15 protein-coding genes are annotated in these 22,526 nt (G+C 66.9%); 13 read left to right on the top strand and 2 right to left on the bottom strand.

Features of this window, described 5'->3' with window-relative positions:
• The first annotated feature begins 47 nt into the window (after positions 1 to 47).
• The 10 genes from PRJ_RS09595 to PRJ_RS09550 all read left to right on the top strand — a co-directional run bounded on the left by PRJ_RS09595 (position 48) and on the right by PRJ_RS09550 (position 7,529).
• Entirely contained in the window at positions 48 to 305 is a 258-nt protein-coding gene (locus tag PRJ_RS09595; protein WP_104961214.1) for a hypothetical protein, read from the top strand.
• Positions 306 to 371: 66 nt separating this feature from the next.
• A complete protein-coding gene (locus tag PRJ_RS09590) occupies positions 372 to 866 on the top strand; it encodes a JAB domain-containing protein (protein ID WP_104961213.1) in 495 nt (164 codons plus the stop codon).
• A 64-nt stretch (positions 867 to 930) separates the two neighbouring features.
• The gene (locus PRJ_RS09585) at positions 931 to 1,647 is read left to right on the top strand and encodes a hypothetical protein (RefSeq protein WP_104961212.1); all 717 of its coding nucleotides are present in this window, start codon (positions 931 to 933) and stop codon (positions 1,645 to 1,647) included.
• A 131-nt stretch (positions 1,648 to 1,778) separates the two neighbouring features.
• The gene (locus tag PRJ_RS09580) at positions 1,779 to 2,288 is read left to right on the top strand and encodes a PilL N-terminal domain-containing protein (protein WP_104961211.1); all 510 of its coding nucleotides are present in this window, start codon (positions 1,779 to 1,781) and stop codon (positions 2,286 to 2,288) included.
• Positions 2,285 to 2,956: a hypothetical protein gene (locus PRJ_RS09575; protein WP_104961210.1), complete on the top strand. Its 672-nt coding sequence runs from the start codon at positions 2,285 to 2,287 to the stop codon at positions 2,954 to 2,956. The genes PRJ_RS09580 and PRJ_RS09575 overlap by 4 nt, the downstream gene beginning before the upstream one ends.
• Before the next feature lie 43 nt (positions 2,957 to 2,999).
• A complete protein-coding gene (locus tag PRJ_RS09570; protein WP_371928149.1) occupies positions 3,000 to 3,686 on the top strand; it encodes a TIGR03759 family integrating conjugative element protein in 687 nt (228 codons plus the stop codon).
• Entirely contained in the window at positions 3,668 to 4,222 is a 555-nt protein-coding gene (locus PRJ_RS09565) for a transglycosylase (protein WP_104961208.1), read from the top strand. The genes PRJ_RS09570 and PRJ_RS09565 overlap by 19 nt, the downstream gene beginning before the upstream one ends.
• Positions 4,219 to 4,638, top strand: coding sequence for an integrating conjugative element protein (locus tag PRJ_RS09560; RefSeq protein ID WP_104961207.1), 420 nt, complete (start codon positions 4,219 to 4,221; stop codon positions 4,636 to 4,638). The genes PRJ_RS09565 and PRJ_RS09560 overlap by 4 nt, the downstream gene beginning before the upstream one ends.
• A gap of 9 nt (positions 4,639 to 4,647) precedes the next feature.
• The gene (gene traD, locus PRJ_RS09555; RefSeq protein WP_104961206.1) at positions 4,648 to 6,774 is read left to right on the top strand and encodes a type IV conjugative transfer system coupling protein TraD; all 2,127 of its coding nucleotides are present in this window, start codon (positions 4,648 to 4,650) and stop codon (positions 6,772 to 6,774) included.
• 26 nt (positions 6,775 to 6,800) lie between these two features.
• Positions 6,801 to 7,529 carry a TIGR03747 family integrating conjugative element membrane protein gene (locus tag PRJ_RS09550; protein WP_104961205.1) on the top strand — a complete coding sequence of 243 codons (729 nt, stop codon included), beginning with the start codon at positions 6,801 to 6,803 and terminating at the stop codon, positions 7,527 to 7,529.
• Between the two features lie 128 nt (positions 7,530 to 7,657).
• Here PRJ_RS09550 and PRJ_RS09545 read toward each other — a convergent pair whose 3' ends face one another.
• The gene (locus tag PRJ_RS09545; RefSeq protein WP_104961204.1) at positions 7,658 to 9,052 is read right to left on the bottom strand and encodes a diaminobutyrate--2-oxoglutarate transaminase; all 1,395 of its coding nucleotides are present in this window, start codon (positions 9,050 to 9,052) and stop codon (positions 7,658 to 7,660) included.
• 25 nt (positions 9,053 to 9,077) lie between these two features.
• Positions 9,078 to 9,293 (bottom strand): MbtH family NRPS accessory protein, encoded by a 216-nt coding sequence (locus tag PRJ_RS09540; RefSeq protein WP_104961203.1) that lies wholly within the window; start codon positions 9,291 to 9,293, stop codon positions 9,078 to 9,080.
• 200 nt (positions 9,294 to 9,493) lie between these two features.
• On the opposite strand from PRJ_RS09540, the gene PRJ_RS09535 reads away from it, so the two are divergent.
• The 3 genes from PRJ_RS09535 to PRJ_RS09525 are packed head-to-tail and all read left to right on the top strand — an operon-like array spanning position 9,494 to position 22,515.
• Complete coding sequence (locus PRJ_RS09535; RefSeq protein ID WP_104961202.1) at positions 9,494 to 10,471, top strand: TauD/TfdA family dioxygenase; 978 nt, start codon at positions 9,494 to 9,496, stop codon at positions 10,469 to 10,471.
• Positions 10,472 to 10,477: 6 nt separating this feature from the next.
• Positions 10,478 to 19,414: a non-ribosomal peptide synthetase gene (locus tag PRJ_RS09530; RefSeq protein WP_104961201.1), complete on the top strand. Its 8,937-nt coding sequence runs from the start codon at positions 10,478 to 10,480 to the stop codon at positions 19,412 to 19,414.
• Positions 19,411 to 22,515: a non-ribosomal peptide synthetase gene (locus tag PRJ_RS09525; protein WP_104961200.1), complete on the top strand. Its 3,105-nt coding sequence runs from the start codon at positions 19,411 to 19,413 to the stop codon at positions 22,513 to 22,515. The genes PRJ_RS09530 and PRJ_RS09525 overlap by 4 nt, the downstream gene beginning before the upstream one ends.
• Positions 22,516 to 22,526 lie beyond the last annotated feature (11 nt).

The raw sequence follows: 22,526 nt of genomic DNA, 5'->3' as shown, positions 1-22,526 counted from the left end.
CTGGCGCTCCCAAGAGCGCCTGTTGCTCATTCACGTCCGAGGTCGCCATGGAAAGCTTCTGGCTCTGTGAGGACTGCCTGCAGGCGGTTGCCTACGACGACTTCAGCGCGCTGTCGCTCTACTACAGCGAGGCTGAAGTAGAACAACGCATCACTCTTATGCGCAACGAACTGCAGGCCTTGCTGCCCCTAAGCGCCGATTTCGATCCGCACACTGGCGCAGGCATTCAGGCCTTTTCCACCCACCCGTGCGAGGGCTGCCATAACCCGCTGCACGGTGCCCGTCATCGTTTTACACGTCTGTGACTCATCTCTCTCATTTGCCTGGGGCACTCCCCCAGGGGGCGCTCCGTCTCCCACGAGGAATTGCCCATGAACATTGCCCAAAACCGGGTCGAGCGTCTCGACTCTGCATTGGCCCAGCGTGCTCGCGAAGATGCGCTGCTGACCGAAGCGCTGGAGTTGCTGGATCAACGTTACTTTCAGCGTGGCGAGCAACTGATCTCACCGTGCGATGCAGCGTCCTATCTGAAATTGCAGCTTGCACCCTATCACCACGAGGTGTTTGCGCTGCTCTGCCTGGACTCACAGCACCGCGTGCTCAGCTTCGACATCCTGTTCACTGGCAGCATCGACGGTGCCTCCGTGTACCCGCGCCAGGTCGTCGTCAAAGCACTCGAGCACAACGCTGCTGCGGTGATCTTCAGCCACAACCATCCCTCCGGCTGCTCGGAACCAAGCGGCGCCGATCGAGTGCTCACCAACCGCCTGATCGAGGCCTTGGCCCTGGTTGAGGTACGTGTGCTGGACCACATCATCGTGGGCGAAGGCACGCCGCTATCGCTGGCCGATTACGGCTGGATCTGACCATCCCCACAACTTGAAGAGTCACCGCCTGTACGGGGTGACCTTCGCATTTTGGAGCGCCATCATGTCCACTCCTCTTCGCTATCCCTTCCTCCGCGGCTTCCAGGACCTGAGCTACGAACGCGTGGTGCAAATCAGCTACGCCGACGATTGCCCGCCCTGCTACCGCTCCCTTCACCCTGCGCTGCATGACCTGCCGGATGACGGCATCAATTTCCAGCCGTGCCTGTTCGATGATAACTTCGCGGTGATTACCGACGGCGAAAGCGTGCCCGAGTTTGTCCGTATGCCGTGCCCTGCCGATGGCACCGTCAGCCAGGTGCTCTATCAGGTCACAGGCCTGCATCAAGGCCGCCGGCAACACGTCAGCGATCTCCCCAGCGAGGAAGCTGCACAGCACTTGATCGAGCAGCTGTCCTTTGCCACCGGGCACTACAGCCGCAGTTGGGAGATTAGCAGTGCGCACCTGCCTGCAGAGGAGTTCGAGTACCTGCAGGTATGCGCCTGGTGCCGCTCACCGTCCGGCTTTTTCGAGTGCTTTGCGTTGAGTAGCCACAACACGGTGGGCTGCAAGCTGTACTCGACGCCTTGGCTCAGAAACATTGCCGCGGGCGGCAGCTACTGCTGCATTGAGGAAGTGACTGCGCGTCTGCGCGCGGATCATGTGCCACCGGTGTTGCGGCGCCTGCTGTTATTGGCCGGAGAGGCCGACACCCGCCTCCTGATCTTCGACCCTGATGCGCGGCCGCTGCCCGAACTGCCTTTGTTCACCGAAGATTGACCTCAAGGCGCCCTCCGGGCGCCTTTTTCATGGTTGAGCAAGCATAATCCGGTCGGCGAAATTCGGTTTTTGAGTGGGAGCGCGCTCTGGCTTTTCGCCAAGGTGTCGGCATCTTTTGTCGAGACCTGGTCATGCATACCCCCACCCTCTTCACGCTCGGACTGATGCTCACGTTGCTTGGCTGCAGCACGCCGCCACCGGCGCCCGTCCCTGCCCCACCCGCACCCGCCCCGGCCTCACTGGCCAAGCCAACGCCGTCGGTACCCGCCTGGGTCCGACAGGACCGCTACACCCTGGCCAGCACCTGGCCAACGCTGGAGCAGCGCCAACCGCTGTATCAGCTGATCAACGTCCAGATCGCCCCTGTGCTGCACGCAACGGTCGGTGAAGCGCTGCGCCACGTGCTGCAGCACTCGGGCTACTCCCTCTGTCCCGATAACCCTGCCGTGGCGCGGTTGTTCCACCGCCCTTTGCCTGCCGTGCATCACGACCTCGGGCCGATCTCGCTGCTGGATGCCTTGACTATCATCGCCGGCCCCGCTTGGCGACTGGCCATTGATCCGGTCGAGCGGAACGTGTGCTACGTCCTGCGCATGCCCGCACCCGAGCCACCCTTCTCGACACTGGAGACCGCACCATGAAGGTTCACCATTTTCAGGCCCTGGTGATCGGCGCGCTGTGCCTGGGTGCGGCCGTCCTCGCTGCTGAATCGTACAACCAGCACCAGCAACTGGCCGAGCTGCAGACCGCCGCACGCAACGCGCCGGCTGACCCCGGCCCGTCACTGCGTCGCGACATCGGTGAATTGCGCACCACGCTGTCCACGCTATCGCCTCAAGTCGCGACCCTGAAAGACGCCCAGCACCAGCACACCAGTGCACAGGCAAAGCTCGGCCAGCAACTCGACGAGCTGACAGCTTCCATCAAGATCCTGCAAGCGGGACAGCCAGGGCCGAGTAGCGCCGATTTGAGCGCCTTGGACCATCGCATCGGCGCGGCAGAAGTGGCACTCGAGAAGCTCTCAACCGCTCCTAAGGTGCCAGAAGCTACCGCCGCATCCCAATCTGCCGCCATCCGCGAAAAATCAAAAGCCAAGGCACCGCAGCAGCCCTTCACCCTGCAGGGTATTGAGACGCGCGGCAGCATCCGGTTCGTGGCCGCCCTGCCTGCCGGCGCCCACGCACTATCCACCGTGCACCTGCTCCAGCCCGGCGACAGCTTGAACGGCTGGCAACTGCGGGCGATTCGCGAGGGCCAGGCCGTGTTCCACGTCCCGGGCCATGGCGATCGCACCCTGCCCATCCCATGAGGAGGTGAACGTGCATAGGTTCTTCGCGGTTGCGCTCATCCTACTGCCGGCTTACGTGTTCGCCGATCAGGGCTCGAGTGTCGCCAAGCATGTTGACACTCAGGTGCAGTTTAGCGAGCAGTCGCCGCTGGCACGGCAGCCGCCTGCAGCAGACCAGGCCAAGGCCTGGGGCCTGACGGAGGACGAATGGGCCACCTTTGAGCGCCTGCAGACAGGCCCTCGCCATTACTGGTCGCCGCAACTTGACCCGCTTACCACCCTGGGTGTCGAGGCCAACTCGGATCAGGAGCGGCAGCGCTACGCCGAGCTGCAGGTTCGTCTGGAAGCCAGGCGTGCCGAGCGCGAACTGGCCTACCAGAAAGCCTACACCGCTGCCTGGGCGCGGCTGTTTCCGGGTCTGCAGCCCGTGCAGGGCATGAGCGACGATGGCGGCCCCTCGAGCAGCAGCCGCACGGCGCTGTTCGTGGAGGACCACTGCGCCGCCTGCATGACTAGCGTCCAACAGTGGCTGCAGGCCGGTGCGCGACTGGATGTGTACCTGGTCGGAAGCCAAGGCAACGACGCGCGACTGCGCCAATGGGCGCAGGGCGCAGGCATCACCGCCGTCCAGGTCAGCGCCGGCCAGGTCACCTTGAATCATGACCGCGGTCGCTGGTTTGCCCTGGGCGCCAGCCGACCCCTGCCAGCTCGCTATCAGCAGGTGGATGGAAAATGGCAGCGCATCGACTGATTCTCGCCCTGGCGATGGTCGGGGCGGCCAGCGTTCACGCAGGCACACTTCCGCCACCTGCCTATCAATTGGCGGCTGCGCGCGCCGGTATCCCCGCCTCGGTGCTGTTCGCCATTGCCCTGCAGGAAAGTGGCACGCCGCTGCGCGGTAACCTCATGCCCTGGCCGTGGACCCTGAATGTCGCGGGGTCACCGCTGCGGTTTGCTCGACGCGACCAGGCGTGTGCCGCACTCAGAGAAGCACTCAGTCGCCACGATCCCAAGCGCATTGATGTAGGGCTGGGACAGACCAACCTGGGGTATCACCCAGACCGCTACGCCAGCGCCTGCGATGCCCTCGATCCCCGCGCCAACCTCGCGGTGACCGCCGAGCTGTTGCGCGCGCACTATGACGACACCGGTGACTGGGTTATCGCCGCCGGCCGCTATCACCGGCCTGCCGGTGGTCCTCCTGCGGCGCACTATCGCCGTCAGTTCACCCGTCACTGGCAGCGCGTCCAGCCCGTCGCGACGGCCCCTAGACGAACACAGCCATGAGCTGCTTGCGCTTGGTGGCCCTGGCCCTCTTTCCGTGGCTGTCGTTTGCCGCGAGCGCTGAGTCCAGCAGTCTGCCCGCCCCCACCACGCTGAATTGGGTGCTGCCGGTGCACAGCGCTCGCCTCTCGCCAGGCGCCGTTCCATCCAGGACGTTGAATCTTCCGGGCATGACGCCGCTGTTCCTGGTTGGCCAGGACACTACTTCCCTGGAGTGGCTGTCGCGGCACGCCCAGGCGCTACAAGAATTGAGCGCCAATGGGTTGGCGGTTGAGGTCGACGACGTGCGGGCGCTGCGTCGCATCCAGACGGCAGCGCCCGGGCTGAAAATCTGGCCAGTCAGTGGTGACGACATCGCCGAGCGGTTGGAGCTGGAGCACTACCCGGTGCTGATCACGCCCACCGGCCTGGAACAGTGAGGGCACTTCATGAGCGAGCACGCGATGGAATCCCTGCTGCGCCCGGCGGTGGAACTGTACACCGTGGGCATCTGCGTCGGCGCCGGTGCGCTGTGCCTGCACTCGCCTTGGGCCGTGGCACTCTCGCCTGAAGTAGGGGCTGGCATGGCACTGGCCTACACTGCGTTCGGCCTGAAGCGACTCAACGAGGCGCGGATTGTCCTGCGCTACCGGCGCAATATCCGCCGCCTGCCCCGCTACTCGCTGACCAGCCGGCAGATTCCGGTGAGCAGCAAGCGCTTGTTCATGGGCCGTGGCTTCCGCTGGACTCGCCTACATACGCAGCGCCTGCTCGAAGCTCAGGACCCGGCGTTGGCCCACTATGTCAACCAGTCGGCGGTCCACCAGTGGGCGCGGCGGATGGAACAGCTGCTGGAGAAGGCTCCACCGGGGCTGTCACTGCTACCTCGCCTGACCGCCTGGGATAGCCCGTTCAACCCGGTACGTCCGCTCCCACCGGTAGGTGGTTCGCCACTACTGCACGGCGTCGAACCGAAGGAACAGGAAGCCAGCCTGCCGCTCGGCGAACGGGTCGGCCATACCCTGGTGCTGGGCACCACACGGGTCGGCAAGACACGCCTGGCCGAAGTGTACATCACCCAGGACATCCACCGCCCAAGCCGGGAAGTGGTCATCGTTTTCGACCCCAAGGGCGATGCCGACCTGCTCAAGCGCATGTACGTCGAGGCGCGGCGCGCTGGCCGTGAGCACGAGTTCTATGTGTTCCACCTGGGCTGGCCGGAAATCTCCGCGCGCTACAACGCCATTGGCCGCTTCGGGCGCATTTCGGAGGTGGCCACCCGGATCGCCGGACAGTTGAGTGGCGAGGGCAACTCGGCAGCCTTCCGCGAGTTCGCCTGGCGTTTCGTCAACATTATTGCCCGGGCGCTGATCGAGCTCGGCCGGCGTCCGGACTACCTGCAGATACAACGGCACGTAGTGAACATCGACGCGCTGTTCATCGAGTACGCCCAGCACTTCTTCGCCCGCCATGATCCGCTGGCCTGGGAAGCGATCGTGCAGATCGAAGGCCGCTTGAACGAGAAGAACATTCCGCGGCATATGGTTGGCCGGGAAAAGCGCGTGGTTGCCATCGAGCAGTACCTGACCGCCAAGCGCATTTTCGACCCCGTCATGGACGGCCTGCGCTCGGCCGTGCGCTACGACCGTACTTACTTCGACAAGATTGTTGCGTCGCTGCTACCACTGCTGGAAAAACTCACCAGCGGCAAGACGGCGCAGCTGCTGGCTCCGAACTATTCCAACCTTGACGACCCGCGGCCGATCTTCGACTGGCTGCAAGTCATCCGCAAACGCGGCATCGTCTACGTCGGCCTGGACGCCTTGTCGGATGCAGAAGTGGCTGCGGCTGTCGGCAACTCGATGTTCGCCGACCTTGTCTCTGTCGCTGGTCACATCTACAAGCACGGTATCGACCACGGCCTGCCAGGCTCCTCCAGCGCGACGGACAAGGTGCCGATCAACCTGCACGCCGACGAATTCAACGAATTGATGGGTGACGAGTTCATTCCACTGATCAACAAGGGCGGCGGTGCGGGCATTCAGGTCACCGCCTACACCCAGACCTTGAGCGACATTGAGGCACGGATCGGCAATCGGGCCAAAGCCGGCCAGGTCATCGGCAACTTCAACACCTTGCAGATGCTGCGCGTACGGGAAACTGCGACCGCGGAGCTGCTGACCCACCAGCTGCCCAAGGTCAACGTGCAGACACGCACCCTGGTCTCCGGGGCGACGGACACCGCCGATCCGGATGCCCGTACTGACTTTACCTCCTCCTCGCAGGACCGGGTCACCACTACCGCCGTGCCTCTGATCGAACCGGCGCACCTCATCGCCCTGCCCAAGGGCCAGATGTTCTCGTTCCAGGAAGGCGGGCAACTGTGGAAAGTACGCATGCCACTACCGAAACCGGCCAGCGACGATGCGATGCCTGCGGATCTGCAGACCCTGGCCGCGCGCATGCGTGAGTCCTACAACGCCAATGCTGGGAGTTGGTGGAGTAGCGCGGGAGGTGCACCCACCGCCGATTTCGATCCCGATATCCCTCCACCAGGGCGCAGGCACGCGTCGTAAGCGAGCGAGTACTGCGGAGACCCCCTATGCCGACCACTCCAGCCAGCCAACCTCCTGCGCAACGACGCCCAGGGCTCATCTTCAGCACGCTTGAGCTTTGCCTACGACTGCTCGGTTTGCTGTTCGCTTCACTGATCTTCTCTATCGTCCTGGAGTTCGTGGGCATGGTCTGGTTCTGGCCCGAGCAGGGCTGGCATCACAGCCATGACATGTGGCTGAGTGAGCTGGGATGGCTAAGCGATCACTTCAAAAACTCGCTGCTCGTGGAGGAACCCGCGCAAGCCACCGCTCAAGTGCTTCAGCACTTAAGCGATTGGGTCGTGGTCCGCACCGGCTGGGCGCATTCAGACACTCAACTGAAACTCCTAAGTCATGAAGTCTCGGTGCAGGGTCAGTTTGCTCAAGCGTACGTTGTGCTGCAGGACTACCTATTGGCCGCCCTATTCACCGTATTCACCTTCGTCGTGCGTCTCGCCGTCCTCACCCTAGCCGCGCCGCTATTCCTGCTCGCCGTGATCACCGGCGCTGTCGATGGCTTGATGCGCCGAGACCTTCGCAAATTCAGCGCCGATCGCGAGAGCAGTTTTATCTACCACCGAGCGAAGCGGACATTGCTTCCATTGATGGTTAGCCCATGGGTGATCTACCTTTCCCTACCTTGGACACTCAACCCCATCTGGGTCTTAGTGCCTTGTGCAGCACTGCTCGGCTGCATGGTGGCGATCACAGCTGCTACCTTCAAAAAATATCTCTGATAAATGGACTGCAGTATCAGAGCTCGCACTATCCCACAAATTCGGATTTTTCCACTCACGGTTCGATGATCCATTCAATGTGGGACGTGCTTTGCATACCTACTATTCCAGCGTTAACAAAACACACTTCAGTGTGTGCTGGCCACAACGCTAGAAAGACAGTGCTGGAACTTCTCCACCAACACGTCGATTTCCTCGGCACTGATCGTCAATGGCGGCAGGAACCGGACCACCGCGCCATGCCGCCCACCCAGCTCGAGGATGACGCCCTCGCGCAGGCACTGCTGTTGCACGGCCTTGGCCAGTGCGCCGTCGCCAGCCGGCACCCGCGCCTGGCCCGGCGCCGTGCAAACAAGCTCCACACCGACCATCAGGCCGCGCCCACGGACATCGCCCATGCAGGCAAAGTCGCGCTGCACCTCGCGCAGTCGCGCCATCAGATGCTCGCCCAGGCGCTCGGCATTGGCCACCAGGCCCTGCGCCTGGATGTAACGCAAGGTCGCGGTACCGGCGGCCATCGCCAGCTGGTTGCCGCGGAACGTGCCGGCGTGGGCCCCTGGTTTCCACACATCGAGGCTGTCGCGGTAAACCACCACCGCCAACGGCAGGCCGCCGCCGACAGCCTTGGAAATCACCAGGATGTCCGGCTCGATGCCGGCGTGCTCGAAGGCGAACATCCGCCCGGTGCGCCCGATGCCGCTCTGCACCTCGTCGATGATCAGCGCGACATCGTGCGCCTGGGTCAGCTTGCGCAAGCCCTGGAGCCAGCGCGTCGGCGCCGGAATGACGCCGCCCTCGCCCTGTACCACTTCCACCACCACCGCCGCCGGCAGCGATACGCCAGACTCCGGATCGGTAAGCAACTGCTCGATGTAGCTGAGGCCGGCGTCCACCCCAGCCTCACCGCCGATACTGAACGGGCAGCGATAGTCATAGGGGTAAGGCAGCACCTGCACATCAGACATCAGCGAACCCGGCAGTTGCTTGGGCCCCAGGTTGCCCATCAGGCTCAGGGCGCCGTGGGTCATGCCATGGTAGCCGCCAGAGAAGCTGAAGATCCCCTTGCGACCGGTAACGATCTTCGCCAGCTTGATCGCCGCCTCGATGCCGTCGGCACCGGTCGGCCCGCAGAACTGGATGCGTGCCTGAGCGGCGAAGGCCGGCGGCAAGGCATTGAACAGGGTCTCGACAAACTCGTCCTTGACCGCGGTGGTCAGGTCGAGGGTGTGCAGCGGCACACCGCTGTCCAGGGTCTCGCGCATCGCCGCCAGGGTGCACGGATGGTTGTGTCCAAGCGCCAGGGTTCCCGCGCCCGCCAGGCAGTCCATGAACAATTGCCCACGGCTGTCGAGCACATAGAGCCCGTGCGCCTCCTTGAGCGCCAGCGGAATGCGACGCGGGTAGGAGCGCGCATTCGACTCGCGGGCAGACTGCCGCTCGAGCATTGGGTCCGCCTCGAAACCGCGGGCGGGTTGCTGGCAAAAATGCGCCAGGCTGAACAGCGGGAACTGAAGATCTTCCATGGATGAACTCCTCGTCTGCACGTGATCAGCACTGGCTGCCGGATTGAAGGGCAACGCGCAGACTCAGCGGACGCATGTCCGTCCAGTGCTGCTCGATCCAGGCCAGGCACTGGGCCTTGTCCCCCTGCTGGCCAACCGCGCTCCAGCCTTCGGGCAGGGCCTTGTAGTCCGGCCAGATCGAATATTGCTCCTCATGATTGACCACCACTACGAACCCGTTTTCAGCCTTTTCCCAACTCATTTTCGATTCCTTGGACAAGAGTTTTTTCATGGATCCCGGCTGCCCGGTTAAGGCCCAGTCGAGGTGCGTCACGAAACATGCGAATGCTAATAAATAGCATTCACACTTGCCATATCTTTCGTATATATTTCGTCGGCGCCCGGTGGTCTACCCACTATGGCATTTGGCTGTGACAACTAAGAGAACAAAGGAGCGAGCTCATGGGACGAGGTGTCGGGCAGAACAATGGCCTGTCTGTGCAAGCGCTCTTGCCAGACCGCAACCTGCCGCTACTGGTCAAGCCGGAGCAGCCCGGCGCATGGAGCCTCGAGGCCTTGCATGCGCTGGCCGAGGAATGCCTGCATGAATGCGGCGCCCTGTTGCTGCGCGGTTTCGATGTACTTGGCGAACAATCGTTCCAGGCATTGGTGCGCAGCTTCGGCCACCCGCTGCTCAACTACGAATTCGGTTCCACCCCGCGCAAGGCGATCGAACAGGGGGTATATACCTCGACCGAATACCCCGCGCACCAGATCATCCCGCTGCACAACGAGCAGTCCTATACCTTGCAGTGGCCGATGAAGATCTGGTTCCACTGTGTCCAGCCCAGTGCCGAGGGCGGCGAAACGCCGATCGCCGACAGCCGGCAGATCTTCCAGCAGCTCGACCCCGCCCTGCGCCAACGTTTCAGCGACAAGCGCCTGATGTACGTGCGCAACTACGGCAACGGCCTCGACCTGCCCTGGGAACAGGCTTTCAACACCGAGGATCGCGCCGTCGCCGAGGCTTACTGCCGAGCCAACCAGATCGCCTTCGAATGGAAGGACGACGGCGAACTGCGCACCCGCCAGGTGTGCCAGGCCACCGCTCGTCACCCTGTCACGCAAGACTGGATATGGTTCAACCAGGCCCACCTGTTCCACGTCTCCAACCTGCCGCCAGCGGTGCGTGAAAGCCTGCTGGCCGTGGTCGACGAACCGCTCGACCTGCCGCGCAATGTCTATTACGGCGATGGCAGCGAGTTGGAGGAAAGCGCGCTGGCGGAAATCCGCGGGGTACTGGAACAGTGCACCGTACGCTTCCCCTGGGAACAAGGCGATGTGCTGATGCTCGACAACATGCTGGTGGCCCATGGCCGTGCCAGCTTCAAAGGGCCACGCCAAGTGATAGTGGCCATGGCCGAACCGGCTCAGGAGTGACCCAGGATGACGACCTCCCTTTCGCAGCACGCCGCCAGCGCCGGCCAGCAGGCGCTGTGGCAGTACCACCAGCTCAACCCCGCCAGCCCGGCATACAACATGGTCGCCGCCCGCGAGCTGCGCGCCGACCTCGACCCCGCCATCCTGTGCCAGGCGTTCGCACGGGTGGTCGAGCACTGCGAAACCCTGCACTGCGGCTACCGCGAGCAGAACGGTGTTCTGTTCATGTACCACCCCGGGCAGGTGCGGGTGAACGCCAACGTCGAGCACAACGATAGCCTGGACAGCACCGGCGTCGCCGACTGGATCGAACAACACGCCGACCAGCCGTTCGACCTGGCCGCGGCGGACATCTGCCGGCTGCGCCTGCTGCGGTGCCAGGGCCGCCTGTACCTGTGCATGGCCGCCCACCATATCAGCGGCGACTTCCTCAGCGTCGAATGGATGCTCAAGCTGACCTTTGCCGCCTACCATGCCGAAGCCACCGGCGAGCCGCTGCTGCTGCCCCAGGCCGGGTTGTACTTCGACTGGCTGGACGAGCAGCGCGAGCTGCAGGCCGAGCACAAGCTCGGCGCGGCCGCCGCCTACTGGCGCGAGCAGCTCACCGGCAACCCGACGGCGCTGACCCTGGCCGCCGACCGCCCTCGCCCACGCACGCCCGGCTTTGCCGGCGGCGAAGTCGAATGCCTGCTGGACCAGGCCCGCAGCGACCAGCTGCGCCAGCTGGCCGAGGCGCATGGCGTCAGCCTGTACGTGGTGCTGGCGACCCTGTTCCAGGTATTCATGCACCGCTACACCGGCCAGGACGATTTCCTGATCGGCACCCCGACCATGGACCGGCACAAGGCCCGCTACAAGGAACTGATCGGCTTCACCCTCAACAGCCTGCCGCTGCGCGCCCGTTTCGCCCATGCCCCGAGCCTGGTCGATTGCCTGCGCGACACCGCCCAGCAACTGCGCGAAGCCCTGCGCCATCGCCGCTACCCGGCGGCGCGCCTGCAACAGGAGGTCGCCAGCGGCCCCCTGTTCCAGTGCATGATGACCTACATGCCCAGCCGTCGTGACGACGCCTTCGCCGACTACAGCGTACGCGAGCACCTGTTCACCCAGCGTGGCGCCGCTAATGAACTGAACCTGCGCTGGCAGGACGACGGCGTGCAGCTGCTGGCGCAGTGGCGCTATCGCAGCGACCTGTTCGATGCCGAACGTATCACCCGCCTGGCCGAAGACTTCGCCTGGTTCGCCGGCAACGCCCTGGCGCACCTGGACGCCCCCGTGCACCAGTTGCCCGCGGCGCCGCCGGCCAACCGCGCGCGCCGCACCGGCGCCTGCCAACCGCCCGCCTTCGACACCGCCGTGGCCGCCTTCGACCACCAGGTTCGCAGCCACGGCCAGCGCACCGCCCTGCGCGATGCCGACGGCAGCCTGAGCTACGCCGAACTTGACCAGGCCGCCAGCACACTGGCCGCACGCCTGCGTGAAGCCGGCGCCGGCGCCGGGCAGATCATCGCCATCGCCCTGCCCCGCAGCCGCGCACTGATCACCGCCATGCTGGCCAGCTGGAAACTCGGCGCGGCCTACCTGTGCCTGGACCCTGCCCTGCCCGCCGCACGGCAACGGCAACTGCTCGAAGACAGCGCCGCCAGCGTGCTGATCGACCCCGCCCACACCCTGCATGGCCTGGCCCGCAACGCCAGCGCCGCAAGCGCGGGTGCGCACCCGCTGCAACTGGCCTACCTGATCTACACCTCCGGCTCCACCGGCACGCCCAAGGCGGTGCGGGTGACCCAGGGCAACCTGATCCACTACGCCGAGGCCGTGCTCAAGCCACTGGCCCTGAGCCCAGACGCCAGCCTGACCGCGCTGGCCAGCGTCGCCGCCGACCTGGGCTACACCGCCTGGTTCGGCGCACTGCTCAGCGGCCGCACCCTGCAGCTGATCAGCGATGAGCTGGCCAGCGCCCCGGAAGAACTGGCCCAGTTCCTGGCGAGCAACCCGGTCGACTGTCTGAAGATCGTGCCCTCGCACCTCCGCGCCCTGCTCGCCGTGGCCGAACCGCAACGCCTGCTGCCCCGCCAGTGCCTGGTACTCGGCGGCGAAGGCCTGGACCTGGCCCTGGTCAGGCGCATCCAGGCCCTGGCCCCGGGCTGCCGGATCGTCAACCACTACGGCCCCACGGAAAGCACCGTCGGCTGCCTGACCCACGCCGTGCGGGACGACGCCCCGAGCCTGTCCGGGTTCGCCCCGGTCGGCCAGCCGCTGGACAACGTCCAGGCCCAGGTGCTCGACCAGCACCTCACGCTGCTGCCGTTGGGCAGCAGCGGCGAACTGTACATCGGCGGCGCCGGGGTGGCCGACGGCTACCTGGGCCAACCGGGCCTGACGGCCCGCCAGTTCATTCCCGACCCGTTCGCAGGCTTGGGCCAGCGCCTCTACCGCACCGGCGATCGCGTGCGCATGCTGGCCAGCGGCGCCATCGAATTCCTCGGCCGCATGGACGACCAGGTCAAGATCCGCGGTTTCCGCGTCGAACCCGGCGAGGTCGAGGCCTGCCTGCGCGCCTGTGCGGGGGTGCGCGAAGCGGCGGTGCTCGCCCGTGCCCTCAACGAAGGCGAAGCACCCCGGCTGATCGCCTACCTGGTGGCCGAGCCCGGGCTGGACCATGATCGACTGCGCCGGCAACTGGCCGAACAACTGCCCGAGCCGCTGGTGCCCAGCCTGTACCTGGAACTCGACCGCCTGCCCCGCCTGGGCAACGGCAAGGTCGACCGCCACAACCTGCCACTGCCGACGCCGGGCCAGCCCGCCGCGCAGCAGCAAGACGCCCCACGCGACCCGGTCGAGGCAGTGCTGTTGACTCTGTGGCGCGAAATTCTGGACAAGCCGGCACTGTCGATCCATGACGATTTCTTCGCCCAGGGCGGCGACTCGATCATGGCGCTGCAACTGATCGCCAAGGCGCGCAAGGCCCAGCTCAAGTTCACCCCCAAGCATTTCTTCGCCCACCCCACCATCGCCCGCCTCGCGGCCACCCTGGACTCGCCGCTCAAGGCCCTGGAGGCGCAATTGCTGGCGGTCTGGCGCGAGGTGCTGGAGCGCCCGGACATCGGCCGCGAGGATGACTTCTTCGGCGTTGGCGGCGACTCCATCATCGCCCTGCAGGTGATCGCCAAGGCCCGCAAGCTGGGAGTGAAATTCAGCCCGAAGGAACTGTTCGCCCACCCGCGCATCGACGCCCTGGCCCTGCTGGTCAGCCAGCGCCAGCCGGCACAAGCCGCACCGGTCACGCCACGGCCGGCAACACCGGCCAGCGTCTCGGTGTCGCTCGGCGCCGACCAGCGCCAAGCGTTGCAGCCGCTGGTCGGCACAGCCCTGGAAGACGCCTACCCGCTCTCGCCGTTGCAGAAAGGCCTGCTGTTCCACAGCCTGCTCGAAGGCGCCAGCGGGGTATACGTGAACCAGCTGCAGGCCGAGCTGCAAGGCCCACTGGACGCCGAGCGCTACCTGGCCGCCTGGCACGCCACCTTCGCCGCGCACCCGCTGATGCGCACGGCGATCCTGTGGCAAGGCCTGGACGAACCGATGCAAGGCGTGTGCAGTGAACTGACCCTGCCGGTGCAACGCCTGGACTGGAGCGCCCTCGACCCGACGCAGCGCCAGCAGGCCCTGGACGCTTACTGCCAGGCCGACCGCGCACAAGGCTTCGACCCACAGCGCCCACCGCTGCAGCGGGTGGCGCTGATCCACCTCGACGCGCAGCACAGCTGGCTGATCTGGAGCCGCCACCACCTGATTGCCGACGGCTGGAGCTCGGTGATGCTGATGGAGGAAATCCTGGCCCGCTACAACGGCCTCGCCGTGCCAGCCCGCCCGCCCTACCGCGACTATATCGCCTGGCTCGCGGCGCAACCGGCCGAGCACAGCCTGCAGTACTGGCAGCAGCACCTGGCGAACTTCGAAGGCGTCGGCACCCTGCCGGCCCTGAACCCGGCCGAGCCCGTCACCCCGCGCTACCACAGCCACAGCTTGCGCCTGAGCGAAGCCCACAGCCGCCGCCTGAATGACCTTGGCAAGGCCTGCCGGGTCACCCTCAACACCTTGATGCAAGCCGCCTGGGGCCTGCTGCTGGCCCGCGGCAACAACCACACCGAGGTCATGTTCGGCGTCACCAGCAGCGGCCGCCCGGACGCACTGGCCGATGCCGGGCAAATGCTCGGGGTGTTCATCAATACCCTGCCGCTGCGCCTGCGCACGGCCCCCGACATGGCCCTGGGCGACTACCTGCAACAGGTGCAGGCGGTCAGCGTGGCCATGCGCGAGCACGAGCAGACGCCACTGGCGCAGATCCTCCAGCAGCACCCGCGCGGTGCCGGGCTGTTCGATACCCTGCTGGTGTTCCAGAACCTGCCAGCGCTCAGCGAACGGCAGTTGCAGGCTGGCGAGCTGACCTTCAAGGTCCTCGACAACCTCGAGCAGACCAGCTACGGCCTGACCGTCGAAGTGCTGCCAGGCCGTTGCCTGGAAGTGCTGTTCAGCGCCGACGCCCAGCGCCTGCCCGCCGTCGCGCTGGAGCGCCTGGGCGCTGACCTGCTGAACCTGCTGCAGGCGCTGGACTGCCCGCCGGACACCCGCCTCGAGCAGCTCACCACGCTCAGCCCGGCACAGCATCGACGCCTGCTGGACTGGGGGCTCAACCCGGCCGACTACAGCCTCGAACAAAGCTGGGAAGCGCGGGTGGCCGCCCAGGTCGCCGCCCACCCCGAGCGCATCGTCGCCCGCTGTGCCGAGCAGTCGCTGACCTACGCGCAACTGTGGCAGCAGTCCGAACGCCTGGCCCGTGGCCTGCAGGCCCTCGGCGCGCGGCCCGACCAGCCAGTGGCACTGCTGGCCGAGCGCGGCATCGAATGGTTCTGCCTGATGGTCGCAACCCTGCGTGCCGGCTGCGCCTGGCTGCCGCTGGAGCCCTCGCAGCCACCGGCACGCTGGCAACAGGTACTGGCGCGCCTGGACGCGCCGCTGGTGGTCTGCAGCCAGGCCTACGCCGAACCCCTGGCCTCGGTCTACCAGGGCCACCGCGCACTGCCTGCCGACCTGCTGGAGATGAGCGCCACCGGCATGCTGCCGAACGCGCCGGCGCGCGGTGACCAGCTCGCCTACGTGCTGTTCACCTCCGGTTCCACCGGCCAACCCAAAGGCGTGATGGTGCCCCGCGCCGGCATGCTCAACAACATGCTGGCCAAGCTGCGGCCCCTGGGCCTGAACGCCGACGACGTGATCGCCCAGACCGCCCCGGCCTGCTTCGACATCTCGGTCTGGCAGACCCTCACCGCACCGCTGTTCGGCGCCTGCGTGGAGATCATCGGCGATCACCTGGTCCGCGACCCGCAGGCACTGCTGCAGCTGGTGCGCGAGCGCCGGGTCAGCCTGCTCGAACCGGTGCCGGCGCTGCTGCAGGCGATGCTCGAAAGCCTCGATGGCCAGCCGCTGCCACTGCCGCACCTGCGCTGGGTACTGCCCACCGGCGAGGCGCTGCCGGTCGCCACCGCCCAGGAATGGTTCCGTCATTACCCGCAGATCCCGTTGATGAACGCCTACGGCCCGGCCGAATGCTCCGATGACGTAGCCTTCCAGCCGCTGTACCAGGCCCCTGGCCAAGGCGCCAACGTGGCCATCGGCCGGCCCACCGCCAATAGCGAGCTGTACGTGCTGGGCCACGACCTGCAACCGGTGGCCGACGGCGTGGTCGGCGAACTGGCCATCGGCGGTATCGGTGTCAGCCGCGGCTACCTGGCCGACCCGGCGCGCACCGCCGCCAGCTTCATCCCCAACCCGTTCGGCGCGCCGGGCAGCCGCCTGTACCTGAGCGGCGACCTGGCCCGCTGGGACACCGACGGCGTGCTGCAGTACCTCGGCCGCAAGGACTTCCAGCTCAAGCTGCGGGGCTTCCGTATCGAGCCCGGCGAGATCGAGGCGCACCTGGAGAGCCACCCGGATGTGCTGCGCGCCATGGTCAGCCTGCAGCACCTGGGCGGCAGCGACATGCTGGTGGGCTACTGGCAGGGACGCAGCGGCCATGGCCTGAGCGACAGCCTGCTGGCCGAGCACGTGCGCGACAGCCTGCCGGCGTACATGGTGCCGTCGCTGTGGGTCGCCATGGACAGTTGGCCGACCAACGCCAACGGCAAGGTCGACCGCAAGGCCCTGCCGCCACCGTCGCTGCAACAGGTCGAAGTCGAGCCCCTGGCCAGCGAAAACGAGCAATTGCTGGGCGAGCTGTGGGCAACGCTGCTGCCCGCCCAGCCACTGGGTCGCAACAGCCACTTCTTCGAGGCCGGCGGCCACTCGCTGCTGGCCACCCGGCTGATTGCCCGGATTCGCCAGCGCTGCGCCCTCGAGCTGCCGCTGCGCAGCGTGTTCGAGGCGCCGCTGCTGTGGCAACTGGCCGCCCGCCTGGATGCCCTGGCCGCCGAGCCGACCCAGGCCACGGCGGGCCCGCAACTGCTGCCGGTAGCGCGCCAGGCGCACATGCCGCTGTCGCTCAGCCAGCAACGGCTGTGGATGGTCGATCGCCTGCACGGCCCATCGGCGGCCTACAACATGGCCGCCAGCCTGACCCTGGACGGGCCGCTGGACATGCCCGCGCTGCGGGCCACCTTCAATGCCCTGCTGGCGCGCCACGAAGTGCTGCGCAGCAGCTACCAGGACATCGACGGCGAGCCGATCACGCTGATCGCCGAACAGCTGGAGCTGGACGTCACCCTGCGCGATCTCAGCGCACTGGACGACGCCCAGCGCCACCTGGTGGCCGAACAGGAAAGCCTGGACAACCTGCGCCTGCCATTCGACCTGCGCCAGGCCCCGCTGATCAGGGCCCGGGTGCTCAAGCTCGGTGAGCAACAGCACCTGCTGTTGCTGGCCCTGCACCACATGGTCGCCGACGGCTGGTCGGTGGGCGTGCTGGTCAACGAGTTCAGCCAGCTGTACGCCAACCTGCGCGAAGGGCGCCAGGCACTGTTGCCGGCGTTGCCGGTGCAGTACGCCGACTACGCGGCCTGGCAGCGCCAATGCCTGCAAGGCGCCGCGCTGGAGCGCGAGGTCGGCTTCTGGCAGAGCCAGTTGCACGACGCGCCCCAGGTGCTGGCCCTGCCCTGCGACTGGCCACGCCCGGCCCAGGCCGACGCCCGTGGCGCCGCCAGGGCGCTGGAAATTCCAGCAGCGCTGCTGGCCCGCCTCGACGCCCTGGCCCTGGCCGAAGGGGTGAGCCTGTACATGCTGCTGCTGGCCAGCTTCGAGCTGCTGCTGCACGAGGTCACCGGTGCCGACGACCTGCTGCTGGGTACCGACGTCGCCGGCCGCGAGGAGGCCAACCTCGAAGGCCTGATCGGCTTCTTCGTCAATGTCCTGCCGCTGCGCTCGCGCCGGCTGGCCGGCGAAAGCCTGCGCGCGTTCCTCGGCCGCACCCGCGACACCTGCCTGCAGGCCCTGGAGCACCAGGCGCTGCCGTTCGACCGCATCGTCGAGGCGCTGCAGGTCCCGCGCGAACGTAGCCGCAACCCACTGGTGCAGGCGCTGTTCGTGCTGCAGAACACCCCTGAAGGCGATTTCTCGATCCCTGGGCTCGAGGTGCGCATGCGGCCTGCCGCCGAACGCACCAGCAAGTTCGACATGGCGCTGTTCCTCGAGCGCCACGGCGAGGTCATGCGCGGCGACTGGGTCTACGCCCGCGCCCTGTTCAAAGGCGAACGCATCGACGCACTGATCGACGCCTGGCTCAACCTGCTGCAGCAGGTGGTCGAGCAGCCCCACGCCGCCCTTGCCCATTTCACCGTCACGCTGCCCACCGTGGAGACACCGGCCTTGGCAAAACCAGCCACATCGTCCAGCAAGCTCGACAAACTGAAGAAACTCCCGGCCCGCGCCGCCGCGCCCCGGCCCCTGATCCGCACCTCGGCGCTGCAACCCGGCCGCGAGTTCCCGCTGCTGATCGAACCCGTGGCCCCGGACCTGGACCCGGTGGGCTGGGCGCAGGGTTCCCGCGACCTGATCGACACCCTGCTGTGCCAGCACGGCGGCCTGCTGTTCCGCGGTTTCGCCCTGGATGACCCGAAAGCCTTCGAAGCCTTCGCCGAAGCCATTCACCCCGGCCTGTTCGGCGGCTACGGCGACCTGCCCAAGAAGGAAGGCGGGCGCAACATCTACCGCTCCACGCCCTACCCGGAACGGGAAATGATCCTGTTCCACAACGAAAGCTCGCACCTGCCCCGCTCGCCGCGCAAGCAGTGGTTCTACTGCGAGCAGCCGTCGCCGGTCGGCGGCGCCACGCCGATCGTCGACTGCCGCGAGCTGTACCGGCAACTGCCTCCGGAGCTGGCCGAAACCTTCGAGCGCAAGGGCCTGCTGTACGTGCGCACCTTCACCGAGCGCCTGGACGTCAATTGGCGCGAGTTCTTCAAGACCGACAGCCGCGAACAGGTCGAGGCCCTGTGCCGGGCCAGCAACACCGACTTCCACTGGCTGGCCAACGACGAACTGCAAACCCGCACCCGGTGCCCGGCGGTGATCCGCCACCCGCTGAGCGGCGAGCGCAGTTTCTTCAACCAGTTGCAGCTGCACCACACCTTCTGCCTGGAGCCCCAGGTACGCGAAGACCTGCTGAACATGGTCGGCCAGGAGCGTATGCCGCGCCAGGTGTACTTCGGTGACGGCAGCCCGATCGACGACGCCAGCATGGCCCTGATCGGCCGCCTGTACGAAGCCTGCGCGGTGCGTTTCGACTGGCAGCGCGGCGACGTGGTGATGCTCGACAACCTGATCGCCGCCCACGCCCGCGACCCGTACGAAGGCCCGCGCAAGATCGCCGTCGCCATGGGCGACATGCATGAACCGGCCCAGCTGGCCGCCCGACATACCGCAATGGAACTGCAGGATCAGACCGCGCAATGAACCACACCCTGGATTTGAGCCACGACCTACCCCTGAGCGCCGAACAGGCCCTGGCCGTGCAGCACGGCCGCGCGCCCCTGCAGCTGGGCGTCAACCTTGCCGGCCCCCTGCAGCCGGGCCGCCTGCACGAAGCCTTGCTGCAGGTAATCGAGCGCCACACCAGCCTGCGCGTGGCGCTGCGCCCATCGACCCTGTACCGCAGCCTGCGCCAGAGCGTGGTCACCAGCACCCTTGACTGGCACCTGCTGGACGCCGGGCAGCACGCCGAGGCCGAGGCCCTGGCCGCCCAGCCACTGGCCATCGACCAAGGTCGCCTGCTGCGCGGCATCCTGCGCCAGCTGGGTGCCGAGCAGTGGCGCCTGGACCTGTACGTCGCCACCTGCGCCAGCGACCGGCTGAGCCTGCAGAACCTGCTCGGCGAACTGGCCGCGCTGTATGCCCAGCCCGATGCCCCACTGGAGGAGGCCTTCCAGTACAGCCAGTACGTCGAGTGGCGCAACGACCTGGACGCCGACGAGGAAGCCCCCGCCGGGCGTGCCTACTGGGCCGGCCTGGGCCTCGAAAACCTGGCCCCGGTACGCCTGGGCGGCCTCGGCGAGGCCTCGCCGCAGGCCCTTGGCAACACCGTGCGACAGGCCCTGCCCGAGACGCTGCAGGCACAGCTGGAACAGCTGGCCGAAAGCACCGGGCAAGCGCTGGATACCCTGCTGCAGGCGGCCTGGTGGGCGCTGCTGGCGCGTATCGGCGGTAGCGCCGAGTTCATCGCCGGCTGGCAGCAGGACTGCCGCTTCGACTATGAAACCCTGGCCAACGGCATTGGCGTCTACGAAAAGATCCTGCCCCTGGCCCTGGCGCCTGCGCTCGACCAGCCCTTCGGCGCCTGGCTGCAACGCCTGGCCGAACAGCTCGAAAGCCATGTCCAACAGCAGGAGTACTGGAACGTCGCCGACACCACGCTGACCCTGCAGCGCACGGTCGGCTTCAACCTGGTGCGCCACAGCGCGGCGTTCGCCAGCGGCGGCCTGCGTTGGTCGGTCGATACCCTGCCCGGCGCCGATTCGGGCTTCGAACTGGCGCTGCAGGTAACCCTCGACGCCCAGGGCCAGCTGCAACCCCTGAGCCTGCAGTCACCCACTGGGCAGTACCCCGAGGCCGACCTGCGCTGCCTGCTGGAGCAGTATGCACAGCTACTCGAAACCCTGGTCGAACAGCCGCGCCAGCGCGCCATCGGCGAACTGCCGCTGAGCCCGGCGGCGCATCAGCGCCTGCAGCAAAGCCTGCGCGGCCCACAGCGCGACTTCGGCAGCCGCCCGCTGATCGAGCGCCTGGCCCACTGGGCGCGGCACAGGCCCGACGCCCCGGCGCTGATGGCCGCGGGGCAGACCTTGAGCTATGCCCAGCTGCATGCGCAGGTCGAGCATCTTGCCGGGGTGCTGCAGGCGCGCGGCATCGGTCGCGGCGCCAACGTCGCGCTGCTGCTGCCACGCTCGGCCGAGCTGCTGCTCGGCCTGCTCGCCGTGCTGCGCGCCGGCGCCGCCTACGTACCACTGGACCCGGCCTGGCCACAGGCGCGCGTCGAGCGGATCCTCGCCGACGCCCAGCCGCAGCTGCTGATCGGCGGCCCGCAGGGCAGTGCCCTGGCCGAGCTGCTCCAAGCCCCGGCCGCCGCACCGGCCGAGCCTGACATCAGCCTGGCCGATGCCGCCTACCTGCTGTACACCTCCGGCACCAGCGGCGAGCCCAAGGGCGTGCTCATCGAGCACGGCCAACTGCTCAACTACACTGCCGCGGTCAGCGAAGCGCTCAGCCTGGCGCAGTGCCGGCGTTTCGCCCTGATTTCCTCGGTGGCCGCCGACCTGGGCAACACCACCCTCTACGCCGCGCTGTGGACCGGTGGTTGCCTGGTGCTGGCCGACGACCAGGCCAGCCGCGATGCCGCCGCCTTCGCCCGCTACCTCGAAGCCGGGCAAGTCGACTGCCTGAAGATCGTGCCTTCGCACCTGGCGGCGCTGCTCGAAGGCCAGCCGGCCTGCAGCCTGCCCCAGGTGCTGATCCTCGGCGGCGAGGCCTGCCCCGGCAGCCTGCGCCAGCGCATCGAGCAATTGGCACCCGGCAGCCGCGTGCACAACCACTACGGCCCCACCGAAACCACCGTGGGCGTGCTCTACAGCCTCGACCAGGGCTACAACCCACGCGCCCCGCTGGGCCTCGAACTCGCCCTGGCCAACACCTGGGTGCGCCTGCTCGAAGCCACGCCGGCCGGCCTGCAACCCGCCCCGCTCGGCGCCCTGGCCGAGCTGTACATCGGCGGTGCCCAGGTCTGCCGCGGCTACCTGAACCGCGACTCCGACGCCTTCATCGACGACCCGCTGCAACCCGGCCAGCGCCTGTACCGCAGTGGCGACCTGGCGCGCCTGTCGGCCAGTGGCCAGCTGCAATTGGCCGGGCGTAGCGACAAGCAGATCAAGATCCGCGGTTTCCGCGTCGAGCCCGGCGAACTGGAAGCGGCCCTGGCCGCCCTCGAAGGGGTCAGCCAGGCCGTGGTGCAGTTCCACAACGGCAAGCTGCTGGCCTATGCCGTCAGCCAGCGCGACAGCGCCACGCTGCTCGGCGAGCTGCGCGGGCGGCTGCCCGACTTCCTGGTGCCGGCCCAACTGCTGTGCCTGGCCGCGCTGCCGCGCCTGGCCAACGGCAAGGTCGACTTCGCCGCGCTGCCGAGCGCCGACAGCCAGGCCAGCGAGCGGGTCGAGCTGCCACCGCGCGACGCCCTCGATGCGTTGCTCGTCGACCTCTACCAGGAGCTGCTCGAACGGCCAAGCCTGAGCATCGACGACAGCCTGTTCGACCTCGGCGGCCATTCGCTGATCGTCATCAAGCTGTGCACCCGCCTGCGCAGCCTGCTGCAGCTGGAAGTGGCCCCGGCGCTGGTGTTCGACCACCCCAGCGTGGCGGCGCTGGCAGATGCCCTGCGCGCCCAGGAAAGCCAGCCAGGCAAGCTGCTGAAGATCGCCGAGCTGCGTCGCATGCTGGCGGCGATGTCGCCCGAGGAACGCGCCGCCCTGCAGGCCCGTGCCCAATCCGCCGCTGCGCCAAGGAGCTGATGCCATGCAAC

This window comes from Pseudomonas sp. XWY-1, assembly GCF_002953115.1.
Classification (GTDB): domain Bacteria; phylum Pseudomonadota; class Gammaproteobacteria; order Pseudomonadales; family Pseudomonadaceae; genus Aquipseudomonas; species Aquipseudomonas alloputida.
This window is presented reverse-complemented; position numbering and strand designations above follow the sequence as displayed.

Bases quoted from the DNA above. Each gene is read 5' to 3' on its own strand.
- PRJ_RS09595 (WP_104961214.1), top strand. From the start codon at position 48: ATGGAAAGCTTCTGGCTCTGTGAGGACTGCCTGCAGGCGGTTGCCTAC.
- PRJ_RS09590 (WP_104961213.1), top strand. From the start codon at position 372: ATGAACATTGCCCAAAACCGGGTCGAGCGTCTCGACTCTGCATTGGCC.
- PRJ_RS09585 (WP_104961212.1), top strand. From the start codon at position 931: ATGTCCACTCCTCTTCGCTATCCCTTCCTCCGCGGCTTCCAGGACCTG.
- PRJ_RS09580 (WP_104961211.1), top strand. From the start codon at position 1,779: ATGCATACCCCCACCCTCTTCACGCTCGGACTGATGCTCACGTTGCTT.
- PRJ_RS09575 (WP_104961210.1), top strand. From the start codon at position 2,285: ATGAAGGTTCACCATTTTCAGGCCCTGGTGATCGGCGCGCTGTGCCTG.
- PRJ_RS09565 (WP_104961208.1), top strand. From the start codon at position 3,668: ATGGCAGCGCATCGACTGATTCTCGCCCTGGCGATGGTCGGGGCGGCC.
- PRJ_RS09560 (WP_104961207.1), top strand. From the start codon at position 4,219: ATGAGCTGCTTGCGCTTGGTGGCCCTGGCCCTCTTTCCGTGGCTGTCG.
- traD (WP_104961206.1), top strand. From the start codon at position 4,648: ATGAGCGAGCACGCGATGGAATCCCTGCTGCGCCCGGCGGTGGAACTG.
- PRJ_RS09550 (WP_104961205.1), top strand. From the start codon at position 6,801: ATGCCGACCACTCCAGCCAGCCAACCTCCTGCGCAACGACGCCCAGGG.
- PRJ_RS09545 (WP_104961204.1), bottom strand. From the start codon at position 9,052: ATGGAAGATCTTCAGTTCCCGCTGTTCAGCCTGGCGCATTTTTGCCAG.
- PRJ_RS09540 (WP_104961203.1), bottom strand. From the start codon at position 9,293: ATGAGTTGGGAAAAGGCTGAAAACGGGTTCGTAGTGGTGGTCAATCAT.
- PRJ_RS09535 (WP_104961202.1), top strand. From the start codon at position 9,494: ATGGGACGAGGTGTCGGGCAGAACAATGGCCTGTCTGTGCAAGCGCTC.
- PRJ_RS09530 (WP_104961201.1), top strand. From the start codon at position 10,478: ATGACGACCTCCCTTTCGCAGCACGCCGCCAGCGCCGGCCAGCAGGCG.
- PRJ_RS09525 (WP_104961200.1), top strand. From the start codon at position 19,411: ATGAACCACACCCTGGATTTGAGCCACGACCTACCCCTGAGCGCCGAA.